Source organism: Pseudalkalibacillus hwajinpoensis (genome assembly GCF_039851965.1).
Classification (GTDB): Bacteria; Bacillota; Bacilli; order Bacillales; family Guptibacillaceae; genus Guptibacillus; species Guptibacillus hwajinpoensis_E.
On sequence record NZ_CP156674.1, the window covers coordinates 402,920 to 417,144 of the forward strand.

The 14,225-nt window shown below is 43.2% G+C and carries 13 protein-coding genes; all 13 read right to left on the bottom strand.

Going from position 1 to position 14,225, the window contains the following annotated elements; genetic code table 11:
- Nucleotides 1-63 precede the first annotated feature (63 nt).
- Nucleotides 64-930 carry a 2-oxoacid:ferredoxin oxidoreductase subunit beta gene (locus ABFG93_RS02030; protein ID WP_347550311.1) on the bottom strand — a complete coding sequence of 289 codons (867 nt, stop codon included), beginning with the start codon at nt 928-930 and terminating at the stop codon, nt 64-66.
- Nucleotides 917-2,668 carry a 2-oxoacid:acceptor oxidoreductase subunit alpha gene (locus ABFG93_RS02035; RefSeq protein WP_347550312.1) on the bottom strand — a complete coding sequence of 584 codons (1,752 nt, stop codon included), beginning with the start codon at nt 2,666-2,668 and terminating at the stop codon, nt 917-919. The genes ABFG93_RS02030 and ABFG93_RS02035 overlap by 14 nt, the downstream gene beginning before the upstream one ends.
- A gap of 109 nt (nt 2,669-2,777) precedes the next feature.
- Entirely contained in the window at nt 2,778-3,701 is a 924-nt protein-coding gene (locus tag ABFG93_RS02040; RefSeq protein WP_347552726.1) for a dipeptidase, read from the bottom strand.
- 121 nt (nt 3,702-3,822) lie between these two features.
- Nucleotides 3,823-4,083, bottom strand: a complete 261-nt coding sequence (spoVS, locus tag ABFG93_RS02045) for a stage V sporulation protein SpoVS (RefSeq protein WP_044391806.1) — start codon at nt 4,081-4,083, stop codon at nt 3,823-3,825.
- Nucleotides 4,084-4,190: 107 nt separating this feature from the next.
- Nucleotides 4,191-4,985 (bottom strand): TIGR00282 family metallophosphoesterase, encoded by a 795-nt coding sequence (locus ABFG93_RS02050; RefSeq protein ID WP_347550313.1) that lies wholly within the window; start codon nt 4,983-4,985, stop codon nt 4,191-4,193.
- 89 nt (nt 4,986-5,074) lie between these two features.
- Entirely contained in the window at nt 5,075-6,637 is a 1,563-nt protein-coding gene (gene rny / locus ABFG93_RS02055; RefSeq protein ID WP_347550314.1) for a ribonuclease Y, read from the bottom strand.
- 390 nt (nt 6,638-7,027) lie between these two features.
- Nucleotides 7,028-8,074, bottom strand: a complete 1,047-nt coding sequence (gene recA, locus ABFG93_RS02060) for a recombinase RecA (protein WP_347550315.1) — start codon at nt 8,072-8,074, stop codon at nt 7,028-7,030.
- 199 nt (nt 8,075-8,273) lie between these two features.
- A complete protein-coding gene (locus ABFG93_RS02065; RefSeq protein ID WP_347550316.1) occupies nt 8,274-9,842 on the bottom strand; it encodes a DEAD/DEAH box helicase in 1,569 nt (522 codons plus the stop codon).
- An 11-nt stretch (nt 9,843-9,853) separates the two neighbouring features.
- Nucleotides 9,854-11,083 carry a competence/damage-inducible protein A gene (locus tag ABFG93_RS02070; RefSeq protein ID WP_347550317.1) on the bottom strand — a complete coding sequence of 410 codons (1,230 nt, stop codon included), beginning with the start codon at nt 11,081-11,083 and terminating at the stop codon, nt 9,854-9,856.
- Nucleotides 11,084-11,274: 191 nt separating this feature from the next.
- Nucleotides 11,275-11,853: a CDP-diacylglycerol--glycerol-3-phosphate 3-phosphatidyltransferase gene (pgsA, locus tag ABFG93_RS02075; RefSeq protein WP_347550318.1), complete on the bottom strand. Its 579-nt coding sequence runs from the start codon at nt 11,851-11,853 to the stop codon at nt 11,275-11,277.
- Nucleotides 11,854-12,094: 241 nt separating this feature from the next.
- Nucleotides 12,095-13,012 carry a helix-turn-helix domain-containing protein gene (locus ABFG93_RS02080; RefSeq protein WP_347550319.1) on the bottom strand — a complete coding sequence of 306 codons (918 nt, stop codon included), beginning with the start codon at nt 13,010-13,012 and terminating at the stop codon, nt 12,095-12,097.
- A gap of 17 nt (nt 13,013-13,029) precedes the next feature.
- Nucleotides 13,030-13,812, bottom strand: a complete 783-nt coding sequence (locus ABFG93_RS02085; protein WP_347550320.1) for a YmfK family protein — start codon at nt 13,810-13,812, stop codon at nt 13,030-13,032.
- 158 nt (nt 13,813-13,970) lie between these two features.
- The gene (locus ABFG93_RS02090; protein ID WP_347550321.1) at nt 13,971-14,222 is read right to left on the bottom strand and encodes a DUF3243 domain-containing protein; all 252 of its coding nucleotides are present in this window, start codon (nt 14,220-14,222) and stop codon (nt 13,971-13,973) included.
- Nucleotides 14,223-14,225: the final 3 nt, after the last annotated feature.

Here is a 14,225-nt window from a genome sequence, read left to right on the forward strand (position 1 = left end):
ATTTATGGATTTGTATCACGCCCAAAAAAGACCCTCCACTGTCTGGAGGGCCAAGAATAGGATTTACATAAATTCAGCCATTAATTCTGTGAATTTTTCTTCAGGCAGGGTCAGGTCCTGTTTTGATAAAGCTTCATCACTGTAGCCTCTTACTGATTCCTGATACGATGGTTTGGTTGGATTGTGATAGATGAGTCCTTTCACCAGTCCGTTGTGCTCCATCAGGGTCTGCATCGCGATCATACGATTTGTTGGATCATACCCTTCAATTTCCTTCAGGCTCACAAGGTTTTGTTTGAACCAGTCATACGTGTTTACCTTGTTAAAGGTGACACACGGGCTGAATACGTTAATCAAAGAAAAACCTTTATGCTGAATTCCCTGCTCAATGATCGAGACAAGGTCTTTTAAATCGGTTGAAAAGCTCTGTGCCAGAAAGCCACAGCCACTTGAAAGAGCAAGCTCCATTATGGAAAGCGAGGATTCAATTGACCCAGAAGGCGTACTTTTTGTTTTAAATCCTTCAGCACTTGTTGGAGACGTCTGACCTTTCGTCAGTCCATAGATTTGATTGTCCATGACAATATACGTTACGTCAATGTTCCGTCTCATCGCATGAATCGTGTGGCCCATTCCGATTGCAAATCCATCACCATCGCCACCGGAAGCAATGACAGTTAGATCCCGGTTTGCCATTTTCACACCCTGCGCAATCGGAAGTGAACGACCGTGGATACCGTGGAAACCGTACGCATTAATGTACCCGCTAATTCTTCCTGAACAGCCGATTCCAGACACAACTGCAAGGTCATCTGGTTCAAGCCCTACGTTTGCCGCAGCACGTTGTATCGCAGCTTGCACAGAGAAATCACCGCACCCCGGACACCAGTTTGGTTTTACCTGGTTACGAAAATCTTTAAATGTAGCCATTCGCTAACATCTCCTTGCATTGTTGATGAATATCACCTGGCAGGAATGGGTTTCCATCATACTTTAGCAAGCTAGTAATCTTTTCAGCATAGCCTGCATTCATTTTCACTAGACTTGCGAGCTGACCTGTCGCATTATGTTCAACAACGACCACCTTTTTCGCTGCATCAAGCAATGGCTTTAATTCATCTGATGGAAATGGATGAACTAGGCGAATTTGAGCATGGTTAACTTTAATTCCGTCCTTCTCTAGACGAGGTATCACTTCTTCTATACTTCCCCTCGTCGAGTTAAAACCAACTAGCAGGAGATCCGGTTTTTCATGGTTTTCTCGTTTATAGATCGGCACCGGAAACGATAGATTATGGACTTTTCGAAGACGCTTTTCCATCTGATCTTTCCGGTTTTGTGGTACTTCAGAAGGTTTGCCAGTCTCATCATGCTCAACACCAGTCACATGGAAAATACCGTTTTTCGTTCCTGGAATGACTCGATTTGACACCCCATCATCCGTTACCTCAAACCGTTTAAAATAGGATTTGTCTTCTCGCTCTTGTATCTCAGAAGCATTAAGCTTCCCTCTCCTTATCTCGATCTTATGATAATCCAGAGGTTCTACTGTTTGCTTCCCGAGTGAAAGTTGCAAATCAGACAGTAAGATAACTGGACACTGGTATTCTTCTGCTAAATTAAACGCCTCGATCGCATCATAGAAAGCTTCTTCTACCGTACTTGGCGCAATGACGATTTTAGGAATTTCACCATGTGTTCCATAAATCATCGCGAGTAGATCCGACTGCTCCTGCTTTGTCGGTAGACCAGTACTCGGTCCACCTCGCTGGGTATCGATAATGACCAAAGGAGTTTCCGTTATTCCTGATAGTCCAATCGCTTCCATCATAAGGGATAACCCGGGACCAGCAGAGGCCGTTAGCGTACGGACTCCAGCATAGTTCGATCCGATCGCCATCGTTGCTGCAGCAATCTCGTCCTCCGTTTGAATGACCGTACCGCCAAACTCCGGCAGTTTTTTAATCAAGTATTCCATAATTTCTGAAGCAGGTGTGATCGGGTAGGCAGCCATAAGTCTCGCACCTGCAGCGAGGGCACCAAGCGCGATGGCGTCGTTGCCAATCATGAACATGCGATTTTTACCATCAGCTTTTTCAAGAGATAGCGCTCGAACCCCTCTCCCTTCTGATTCTATAAAAGCATCAGCTCCACGCTGGATCGCTTCCATGTTGTTCGTAACAACTTTTTCACCTTTTCTTCCAAAAATCTCTTCAACAACATTCTGGTAAGTTGACGTATCAATGCCAAGGGCAGCACTGGTTGCGCCTATGGCGACCATATTCTTCATTAATGAAGTACCAAGTTCCGTAGCGATTTCGGTGAATGGGATGCTAACTAGCGTTGCCTGACAGCCTTCTGGCTTTTCGGGCTTAAATTTTGCATCTCCAATAATAATGCCACCGCTATGGAGCTCGTGCGCATTCACATCAATTGTTTCCTGGTCAAATGCAATTAACATATCAAGATCATCTGAAACAGAACGAACTTCTTTTGTGCTGACACGAATTTTGTTATTCGTATGCCCACCTTTAATGCGGGACGAAAAATGGCGATAACCATATAAATAGTACCCGAGACGATTCAGTGCTATTGCGAATATCTCTCCGGTGCTGTCAATTCCTTCCCCCTGCTGTCCTCCAACTTTCCACGAAAGTTGTTCGATCATAACGTCCCACCCTTTCTCATCTAGTACCTGAAACCCCTTGCTTATATTACTAGTTCGAAATAGGATTAAGATTCCCTGCTCAATCGAAGGACTATTACTAAATTCTTACTTAACCAGGAATCCGTGCGAGAAGATTTCCACCTACAAACCCTTCTACTTGATCATGGCTATAGTACTTGAGAAGCTCCTCAATCAAGCGTGGATAATGGTCATAGCGCTCAAGCCCCGCAGGCACCTGATCAATTCCATCGAAGTCTGAACCAATTCCTATATTATTAACTCCCCCAAGACTACAAATGTGCTCAATATGGTGAATGATATCTGAAATGCCTGCATTTCGATCATTCCGCAAAAATTTGGGAACAAACGTCACTCCAATGAGGGAATCTTTTTCAATTAAGGCAGTTAGCTGGTGATTATCAAGGTTTCTCGGATGAGTACAAATCGCCTTCGCATTGGAATGAGAAGCGATGACGTAACGCCCCTGATCGATGACGTCCCAGAATGCTCTGACGGAGAGATGAGACACATCCGTCCAGATGCGATGCTGGTTATGTAAGTCAACCACCCGCTTTCCAAAATCAGATAATCCGGCGGCTCTTGACTCCAGTATCCCATCTGCTGTGGCATTACCGTAATTCCAGGTAAGACCTACCGACCTGACACCGAGGCGAATCAGCGTCTTAAGTCTGACCACGTCTTTCCCGATCGCATCACAGCCTTCAAGAGTCAACATTACCCCGATTTTCCCGTCAGGAAGGTTCTCAACCTCTTCCTTCGAATAAACTGGGAGCACTTCATCATAAGGTTTAATGACTTTTTCATGGAAAATATCGACCATATCTAGCGCACAATCAAACTTCGCCGACTCGGGTACACTTTCTGGTACGTATATCGCAAACATTTGAAATTTCGCTCCTGATTTTCTCATTTGTTCAAGGTTTGTGTGAAGTCCGACTCCATTTTCAAAAGATAGCGACGGATCCTGCCACATCTTACATAGCACATCACAGTGCGCATCATATACGTTCATCATTGGCCTCCTAATGTCTTTATTGTAATGTATTTTTGAGGTTCATCAGTACCATGGTCGAGCTGAATATAACGTATAAAAACCTGTTTGTAAGAACAAACAGGTTTTTTGGAGGAATGAATTAGCGAGGCTCTACAATAAGTTTAATTGCGGTACGCTCTTCACCATCTATTAAGATATCAGTGAAAGCAGGGATACAAATGAGGTCAACGCCACTGGGTGCTACAAACCCTCTTGCGATGGCTACTGCCTTCACAGCCTGATTTAGTGCACCTGCTCCAATCGCTTGAATTTCGGCATTCCCGCGTTCCCTAAGGACGCCAGCAAGTGCACCAGCTACAGAATTAGGATTGGATTTTGCTGAAACTTTTAATATATCCATTTTTATAGCCCCTCCTTAATTTGATCATCCATTACCACTCTAGACTATATTCCTTATTAGAAGCTTGTATTCCTGCCCTTCTGCCAAATTTTCAAAACATTCGAAACTTAATCGTAGAATGGATGGTCTTCATTAATCGCAATTCGTTCGATCTTTTTCGCCTTACCAGTTTTTGGATCCAATGTTAAAAAGACCCCACTAAGTTGTTCCCGACCTTTAGTCACTTCAAACCTGACAGGCATCGTTGTGAGAAACTTCTTAATGACAGCTTCGCGTTCCATACCCAAAATTCCATCGTATGGTCCAGTCATGCCAGCGTCAGTCAGGTACGCTGTTCCGCCTGGTAAAATACGTTCATCTGCTGTTTGCACATGCGTATGTGTGCCCACTACCGCAGTTACTCTTCCATCAAGATACCAGCCCATCGCCTGCTTCTCACTTGTTGTTTCAGCATGAAAATCTACGAAGATAACAGGAGTTCGTTCCCTCATTTCTTCAACCAGCTCATCAGCCTTTCGAAATGGATCGTCAATCGCAGGCAAGAAAGTTCTACCCTGCAAATTGATGACGCCAACTTCAACACCATTAATATTTACGATTGTGGAGCCATTTCCCGGTGTACCCTCAGGGAAATTCGCTGGTCTAACGAGCTTCGGAGCGCGGTCAATAAACTCAAAGATCTCGCGATTATCCCACGTATGGTTCCCCATCGTAATCACTTGTGCACCTGCTTCGAGGAAACCTCGGTATATTTTCTCTGTAATGCCACGACCGCTCGCTGCATTTTCACCATTCACAATAGTAAATGTTGGTTTGTACTTTCGTTTTAATCTCGGTAAATAAGTCGATATCATGTTGCGACCAGGAGAGCCAACGACGTCTCCTATAAATAAGATTTGCATACTGATACTCCAATCTCTGATTTCAGTCTTAAACCGTACGTATTTATGAAACGGCTAGAATTAAATAAAGCGATGCACGTGGCATCGCTTTATTTTGCATACTCAACTGCCCTTGTTTCACGAATGACCGTGACTTTAATGTGCCCAGGGTAGTCCAGCTCATTTTCGATTTTCTTTGTAATTTCTCGTGCAAGACGATAAGAGGAGACGTCATCGACAAGATCAGGCTTAACCATGATCCTGATTTCTCGACCCGCTTGAATCGCGAATGATTTCTCGACACCTTCGAATGACTCAGAAATCTCTTCTAACTTCTCCAGACGACGAATATACGTTTCTAGCGTCTCACGACGTGCTCCCGGACGTGCAGCTGACAATGCATCGGCTGCTGCCACAAGCGTCGAAATGACAGATGTTGCTTCTGTATCACCGTGGTGAGATGCAATTGCATTTATCACTACTGGATGCTCTTTGTACTTCGTTGCAAGCTCAACGCCGATTTCAACGTGGCTACCTTCAACTTCGTGGTCAATTGCTTTACCAAGATCGTGAAGAAGACCAGCACGTCTCGCAAGCTGTACATCTTCACCGAGCTCCGCTGCCATAAGTCCTGTTAAATAAGCAACTTCCATCGAATGCTTCAATACATTTTGTCCATAACTTGTACGGAATTTCAAACGTCCCAGAATCTTAATGAGATCCGGGTGGAGTCCATGAACTCCAATTTCAAATGTGGATTGTTCTCCAACTTCGCGGATGTACTCATCCACTTCCCTGCGTGATTTCTCAACCATTTCTTCAATTCGTGCAGGGTGAATTCTTCCATCCTGTACGAGTTTATCCAGGGCATTACGTGCGATTTCTCTTCGAATCGGATCAAAACCGGACAGGATAACTGCCTCTGGTGTATCATCGATAATCAAGTCAATCCCCGTAAGCGTTTCAAGAGTTCGAATGTTTCGGCCCTCACGACCAATGATCCGACCCTTCATCTCGTCATTTGGCAGGTTAACAACGGAAACCGTTGTTTCTGCTACATGATCAGCTGCACAGCGCTGAATCGCAAGCGACAATACTTCTCTCGCTTTCTTATCAGCTTCTTCTTTTGCATAGTTCTCACGCTCTTTAACCATTTGCGCAAGCTCATGCTCCAGCTCCTGCTCGCTTTCACGGAAGATGATCTGCTTCGCTTCTTCCCTCGTAAGGCCGGAAATCCGCTGAAGTTCCTGTTGCTGCTCTTGAAGCAACTCCTCCACTTTGCCTTCCATCTCTTCAATTTGTCGTTGTTTTTTGGTGAGAGCGTCCTCTCTTCTTTCGAGGGAATCCTCTTTTTTATCAAGAGTCTCACTTTTACGATCAAGGACCTCTTCTTTTTGTACCAAACGATTCTCTTGTTTTTGTAACTCGTTTCTGCGTTCACGAATTTCACGCTCAGCCTCAACACGAAGGTTATGATTCTCGTCCTTCGCTTCAAGCATAGCTTCCTTTTTCAAAGCTTCCGCGTCGTTTTTACCTTCTTTGATAATCCGTTGCGCTTCCAATTCTGCACTGGAGATTTTCGCTTCAGCAATCGTTTTGCGAACAAGAAATCCAACAACTGCTCCGACGACTGCAGAGACCAGCATAGTGGAGATGATGATCATTATATCCATCGAACTCACCTCCTCCTGCTATCAACTTGTTGGTTTGCTGTCATGTTAGTTCTTTGTACCACTTGCAAGATTTCAATCCAGCACATGTCACTAGTTAGATGTAAAGTATAATTCTAGAAAATTATAATTATACAATTAATATTGTATCTTTCAGCGTAAAGGTTGTCAAGAGAGCACATAGAGGCAATATCCCTTTGAATATCTCTCTATTTCTCTTTTTTTCACATGTAAATCAGTGAAAAACGAGGCCCTCAACCATGGGCTTTTCTTCTCCCGCTCTACCTGTTTAACCTCTTACAGCTCCTGCCAGAAGAGGTAAATCTTTATCTCAAAACCTATGTAGCTACAGAAAAAGCCGGTCCATGTGACCGACTTTTCATAGCTTATCCCTTATTCTTCTTCAGGAAGAAGCGAATCCTTTGCAGCTGCTGTCTCATCCGTTTTTTTGTCTGCATCAAGGTTATGATGGGCACGAACGCGACCTTCAATTTCAGCTTCAATGGCAGGGTTTTCTTTCAAGAATTGTTTCGCATTCTCACGACCTTGTCCTAAACGCTCACCTTCAAATGAGAACCATGAGCCGCTCTTCTGAACGATTTCCAGGTTTGAACCAATATCAAGAATCTCACCCTGTTTTGATATACCTTCACCGTACATGATATCAACTTCAGCTTGCTTGAATGGAGGGGCAACTTTATTTTTAACAACTTTAATACGGGTCTTGTTACCAACCATATCGTTACCCTGCTTCAATGTTTCTGCGCGACGAACTTCCAATCGAACAGATGCATAGAATTTGAGGGCACGCCCGCCAGGGGTCGTCTCTGGGTTACCGAACATAACCCCGACTTTCTCACGAATCTGGTTAATAAAGACCGCTGTTGTCTTTGATTTGTTAATTGCACCAGAAAGCTTACGAAGCGCCTGGGACATTAAACGCGCTTGCAAACCAACGTGAGCGTCTCCCATTTCCCCTTCGATCTCAGCTTTTGGAACAAGAGCTGCTACGGAGTCAACAACAACCATATCAACAGCACCACTGCGAACAAGAGCTTCAGCAATCTCAAGTGCCTGTTCACCTGTATCAGGTTGGGATAACAATAGCTCATCAATGTTAACCCCCAGTCTTTCTGCATATACCGGATCAAGAGCATGCTCCGCATCAATAAAGGCAGCCTGGCCTCCGTTACGCTGTACTTCCGCGATAGCGTGAAGGGCTACAGTCGTTTTACCTGAAGATTCAGGTCCATATACTTCGATTACACGGCCACGTGGATATCCACCCACACCAAGAGCAATGTCAAGAGCCAGTGAACCACTGGAAATGGTTGAAACTCTCTGCTCGGCTTGTTCGCCTAGCTTCATAATTGAACCTTTACCAAATTGTTTTTCTATTTGTCTTAATGCCATATCTAAGGCAGCTTTGCGATCACTCACGAATGAATTCCTCCTCGTTATTAAGCTATCACTATCATATCTCTTTTTAATTGATTTGCCAACAGAAAACCGAACATTTATTCGTCTTTTTTTATTTTTCATGCCTATTGACAGACCTATCTACCTTCCTTCCTAAAACGAAGGGGGTTTTCATAAAGAACGATCAGCTCGCATCCCTTTGAGCTGATCATCTTTCTTCTTAAACTCTGCTTTTTTGGGGTTTAGCTGGTTCTAAGTGGATTGATTTACCATCAATACCACTAGCTCGAAGCGCTTCATATACGAACGGCGCAACATCTTCCTGAATTTCGAAGAACGAGAACTTTTCAAAAATGTCAATTCGTCCAACGGAATCAGAGTCAATACCAGCCATTGTTGAAAGCTCGCTATGAAGTTTCTTCGGATGAAGGTCAATGTTACGACCCACATTAAGGAAGAAACGGACCATGCCATTCTGGCCTCCGGTCTCACCAAAGTTATACTCAGATGGTGTGGTATTCTGCTTTTCTTGAATCGCATTTTCCAAAAACGCCTGCACAAGTGCATGAGCATCATATTTCGCAAGAAGAAGCTCTGAGGTTTCACGAACTGATGAATCGGCTTTTTGCGTTTTAAGCTGCTTTTCAACAGATTTTACAATGTTATCAAGATCGATCGTTTCATCCTGAAGTGGCTCTGCCGAAAGATTTAACTTGATTTTCGATTCGATAGACTGTAAGAAACGCATATCTTTAGGTGTTACAAGTGTCAGGGCAACGCCTTTATTCCCCGCACGTCCGGTACGTCCAATTCGGTGTACATAACGCTCTGGATCTTCAGGGATATCATAATTGATGACGTGACTCACATGGGCAACGTCAATTCCCCTTGCAGCAATATCCGTTGCAACGAGGAAGTTGATTTGAGAGCGTCTGAATAAATTCATTACTTTAGAACGCTGTTGCTGTGTTAAATCACCATGGAGTTCTTCAGCACGATAGCCACGTTTCTTTAGTGACTCCGTAAGCTGAGACGCACCTTTCTTTGTTTTAGTAAAAATGATGCCAAGACGGATGGATTCATTCTCAATAACGCGACAGAGCGTATCAAATTTATCACTTTCAAATGTACGGTAGTAAACCTGCTCGACCGTATCGGCTGTCACGTCTCCTTTTGAAACAGAGATCGTAATCGGGTTCTTTAGATATTTTCCTGAAAGTTTCCGAATCGGCGCAGGGATTGTAGCTGAGAAAAGCAACGATTGCCGTTCAACAGGGAGCTGTTTAAAAATAAGTTCAATATCATCAATAAAGCCCATGTCGAGCATTTCATCTGCTTCATCAAGAATGGCTGTATGAACGTTTTCTGTGCGAAGCGTTTTTCGCTTTAGATGATCAAGCATACGGCCCGGTGTTCCGACGACGATATTGACGCCCCTCTTAAGAGCACGAATTTGATGGTAAATTGGTTCACCGCCATAAACCGCGAGCACATTTAACCCTTTGTATTTTGAAAGCTTCTGAAGCTCAATTGCTACCTGCATCGCAAGCTCCCGTGTTGGCGTCAGTATGATCGCTTCAGGACCTCCAATTTTCTTTACTTTCTCAATTACGGGAATGCCAAAAGCGGCTGTTTTCCCTGTTCCAGTTTGTGCCTGACCGATCATATCTCTTCCCTCTAGAATCGGTTCAAGTGCTTTTTCCTGAATTGGTGTCGGTTCTTTAAAACCAAGTTCAAGAACGGCTTTTTTTACTTCATTGGATAATGCAAAGTCTTCGAAATTCTTCATACGTCCATAATTCACCTTTCTAACTTCAATAATGTATTAAATCCATGTTTCACTGCTCGTTTGCGAATGGCATCACGGTTTCCAGCAAGTTTAAGTGAAATCACTTTCTCGAAAGAAGGGGATGCCACCCCAATGAACACTGTACCCGGCTCCTTCCCCTCATCAGGATCAGGACCCGCTACGCCGGTGAAACTGATGCCGACATCTGTCTTATATTTCGCTCTCACACTTCTGGCAAGTTCAATCGCACATTCTTCACTAACGGCGCCGTAAGTATCGAGCGTTTCTTTTGTTACGCCGACCTCTCGCTTTACTTGGTTAGAGTAACACACAACCCCTCCATAAAAAAGAGATGATGCTCCGGGAAGATCTGTCAGCTGTTGACTGAACATTCCTCCGGTGAGGCTTTCCGCTGTTGAAATCGTCCATTTCTTTTTCTCTAGCATAGAAAAGGCTTCTTTTGCAAGCGTGGTGGCATCATAGCCGTAAAGAAATTGTCCTACACGCTTTTGAATCTGTTGCTCGGTTTGATCAATGAGCTTTTCTGCTTCAGCTTTTGAGTCAGCTTTTGCAGTCAGGCGCAGGGTTACTTCCCAATCACCAGCAAGCGGCGCGATCGTAGGATTCGTTTGAGTATCGATTAAATCTTCAAGCTCAGTTTCAAGCCTGGATTCTCCAATACCAAAGAAACGAAGCACGCGTGAGAAAATGGTATCCCCAAACTTCATTTGATTGAGCAAATAAGGTTCCGCATAATTTGTGAACATTGGGTAAAGTTCCTTAGGCGGTCCAGGGAATAACATGTATGTTCGCTCATTAGCTGTAAGAGCCATTCCGGGAGCCATCCCATTGTCGTTGCGGAGAACTTCTGCACCGTCGATAACGAGAGCTTGCTTACGATTATTCTCAGACATGTGAGCACCCGTTTTTGTATAAAACGCCTGAATCGTATTCATTGCATCCTCGTTGTAAACAAGTTTACGATCAAGCGTTTCAGCAATGGTTTCTTTTGTTAAATCATCTTTAGTTGGACCAAGCCCACCAGTAAAAATCAATAAATCTGATCTTGATTCCGCTGTTTTAATGACCTGCTTAAAACGCTCATGGTTATCTCCAACTACTGTATGATAGAAGACATTAATGCCTAGATCGGCCAATCTTGTTGATATAAATTGGGCATTCGTGTTTGCGATTTGTCCAAGCAAAAGCTCTGAACCAATACCAATAATCTCTGCGTTCATATATCATACATCCCTTTCATTCAAACCCTCATTCAGGTTCACCAGCCAGTTCGTGACTCTTCTCCTTATATTATACATTGGATTCCACTCTACGTATAAGAAAGCGTCTTAACACAGCCGGAAAAATGCCCAATTCGTTCCATTTTTAAGGTTTCAAAAAGGAACAGAATGATCTGTTCCCCGGAATAACGCTAGCGAGATTTAAGCAAGACGGAACGGTTTTTATAAAAGTAGTCCCAGCCTGAATACACTGTAATAATAAGAGCCGCCCACAGAGAAATTGTCGCAAACGGAAAACCAATTGCTTCAAAAGGGACATTCTCGATTAAGAGTGCAATGATGGCGATGATTTGTATCCATGTTTTCAACTTCCCAAGGTTGCTTGCAGCAAGCACTTCTCCCTCTGAAGAAGCAACAAGCCTGATGCCTGTTACCGCGAACTCACGGCTTAAAATCACAACAATGATCCAGGCAGGTGCAGCACCAAGCTCAACAAGAGAAACAAATGCTGAAGTAACAAGCAGCTTATCTGCCAGCGGATCAAGAAATTTACCAAGGTTCGTTACAAGGTTATGCTTTCTTGCGATGTAGCCATCGATCCAGTCAGTCACAGAAGCGAAAATAAAGATCGCAGTCGCTATAAGATGAGAGTTTAATAAAACGGTACCTGCAATCTCCGTTTCTCCAAGTGGAATTGGCGCAAGTAGAAAAATGAGGAATACAGGGATTAAAAAAATGCGGGATACTGTAATTTTATTAGGTAAATTCACATATGTTCCTCCTCAAGATCATTTAACACATTAGATCTGTTAGGCGGTGTTGATTGTTGGCTCATTTACTCGTTTCTTTCTCACTGGACATAGGCGCCAACAATCGCATTATACAACTAACAAATCCAAGCCATTAAATCGTATTCTATTCTATCATTGATTGAATCATGCAGAAAGGAAAACTTCGCCAGTATCGGACGAAAGAAAAGGAGCCATCCCAAAAAGATGACCCCCACGCTCACTACTCGGCTTTCTTGAAGTTAAACGTTACATTCTGGACTACAGGTTCCTTAGGAATATCGATTTTCTCACCGTTTACAAACACGTTAATGTTCGGCGAGCTGCCAAGTCGCAACGTTGCAGATGATTCACTTGAAAGGTTCTGCGTCACTTCTTTGCCTTTTCCAAGACTTTCATACACGTATTTCTTATCGCTTGCACCGGTTAATGCGACCCAACTGCCGCCAGTAGCTTGAAGCTTTACTTCAAACTGATCAGTATTAGTGATTTCAAAAGTAGAACTCCCAGTATTGCTTTTTACTTTCTTTATAGCCATTTCCGGCTTTTCATCTGGCACTTCTTCTGTAGTTTCTTCTTCAGCAGGTTTTTCTTCAGTAGCCGCTTCCTCTTCCTTCGGTTCTGCCGCTTCTTCAGACTTCTCTGTATCAGAAACTGCATCTGATGCCGGGACGTCACTGCTGTTTTCATCGCTTGAAACCTGTTCCTCTGCCTGGTTTGTAGAAGCAGTCTTGCTTGTTTCCTGATCACCACTTTGAACCACATACCAGATCAAGGCTGCCACACCGATAATCAAGAGCACCACTAGGATCGACGGCATCAGTGAAGACCATTTTGATGATGACGATGATTTACCTGGGGTTCTCATCTTTCTCGGCGGAAGATTTTCAGGCACATCCAATGTTGCTTTTGGAATTTCAGAAGCATGCTCATCGAGCAGATCTTCTCCGCTCAAGCCAACTGCTTCCGCATAGTTTTTAATAAATGCACGCGTATAAAAATTACCTGGAAGCAGTTCGTAATTTCCCTCTTCTATTGCATGAAGATAGCGCTTCTGAATCTTTGTAATGGACTGAATTTCCTCGATGGATAATCCCTTATCATTTCGAGCTTCTTTCAATCGTTGACCTAGCTCTGTCAATGAAAAACACCTACCAATTAGTTAAAGTCTAAGCTTGAGAATCCTGAAGCCTGATTTTCAATCACCTGATATGTAATTTCTTCTTCCGGATCATCTCGCAATTCAATTATATAATCAAAATCGTTCATCGTATACTCTGTTTCTTGAACAAATATATCAGGATGTTCGACAACCTTCGTTGCAGGTAGTCTCATAATGTCCCGTAAGACCTGCCAGTGCCGCTCAGACGCCCTTCTTGCCGATACAATTCCATCAATAAGAAAGATATGATCACTGTTTAATTCATCATCAGCAATTTGTGTTCTGACAGTTTGTTTCAGCATAGTAGAGGATAGAAACACCCAGCGTTTGTTCGCACATACGCTTGAAGCGACAATTGACTCCGTCTTTCCAACACGGGGCATTCCGCGAATGCCCACTAATTTATGGCCATCCTGTTTAAAAATTTCTGCAAGAAAATCGACAAGAAGACCTAGCTCATCTCTAATAAATCGAAATGTTTTCTTATCATCAGCGTCGCGTTGAATGTATCTGCCGTGACGAACGGCAAGTCGATCACGTAGTTTTGGCTCTCGCATCTTAGTAATTGTAATATTATCCATCGTGTTTAGTATTGATTCAAGGCGTTCAATTTGTTCAATATCATCAACGAGAAGAAGCAGTCCCCTTCTCATATCATCAACACCGTTAATCGTAATAATATTGATTCCAAGCATCCCTAACAACGAAGCAACGTCTCCAAGAAGACCCGGCCTGTTCTTATGGATTTCGTATTCAAGGTACCATTCTTTTTTTTCCATATGCCAACTCCTTCAACCACAAATTTCCTATGTTCCTTTATCATAAATGATTTTCAATGAGTATAAAAGAGATGAAGTGTGATTTTGTACACTTTTCTTACTTATCTGTACATTTACATAAAAAAAGAAGGGTTTTGATCTCCCTTCTTTTTAATCGATTATCTTTCGTTTTGAACAAGCTTAACCATCATATTTGCAATGGCATGCTGTTCTTCTTGACTTGCTACGTGCCATAAATCTGCAAGCAACTGTTCTTGCTCATTTTTCGCTTTCACACCATCAGCGAGATATCCGCCAATCTGGAATGCAACATCTGAGACAACTTCTTGAGAAAGTCCTTGCTCCTCACCCTGGTTAAGGCGATCATGCAAGAAACCTTTCCACGAATCAAAATTATCTAGTACAGACATCTA

Bases quoted from the DNA above. Each gene is read 5' to 3' on its own strand.
- ABFG93_RS02030 (WP_347550311.1), bottom strand. From the start codon at position 930: ATGGCTACATTTAAAGATTTTCGTAACCAGGTAAAACCAAACTGGTGT.
- spoVS (WP_044391806.1), bottom strand. From the start codon at position 4,083: ATGGATATATTAAAAGTTTCAGCAAAATCCAATCCTAATTCTGTAGCT.
- rny (WP_347550314.1), bottom strand. From the start codon at position 6,637: ATGGATATAATGATCATCATCTCCACTATGCTGGTCTCTGCAGTCGTC.
- ABFG93_RS02050 (WP_347550313.1), bottom strand. From the start codon at position 4,985: ATGCAAATCTTATTTATAGGAGACGTCGTTGGCTCTCCTGGTCGCAAC.
- ABFG93_RS02040 (WP_347552726.1), bottom strand. From the start codon at position 3,701: ATGAACGTATATGATGCGCACTGTGATGTGCTATGTAAGATGTGGCAG.
- ABFG93_RS02035 (WP_347550312.1), bottom strand. From the start codon at position 2,668: ATGATCGAACAACTTTCGTGGAAAGTTGGAGGACAGCAGGGGGAAGGA.
- ABFG93_RS02085 (WP_347550320.1), bottom strand. From the start codon at position 13,812: ATGGAAAAAAAAGAATGGTACCTTGAATACGAAATCCATAAGAACAGG.
- ABFG93_RS02090 (WP_347550321.1), bottom strand. From the start codon at position 14,222: ATGTCTGTACTAGATAATTTTGATTCGTGGAAAGGTTTCTTGCATGAT.
- ABFG93_RS02065 (WP_347550316.1), bottom strand. From the start codon at position 9,842: ATGAAGAATTTCGAAGACTTTGCATTATCCAATGAAGTAAAAAAAGCC.
- ABFG93_RS02070 (WP_347550317.1), bottom strand. From the start codon at position 11,083: ATGAACGCAGAGATTATTGGTATTGGTTCAGAGCTTTTGCTTGGACAA.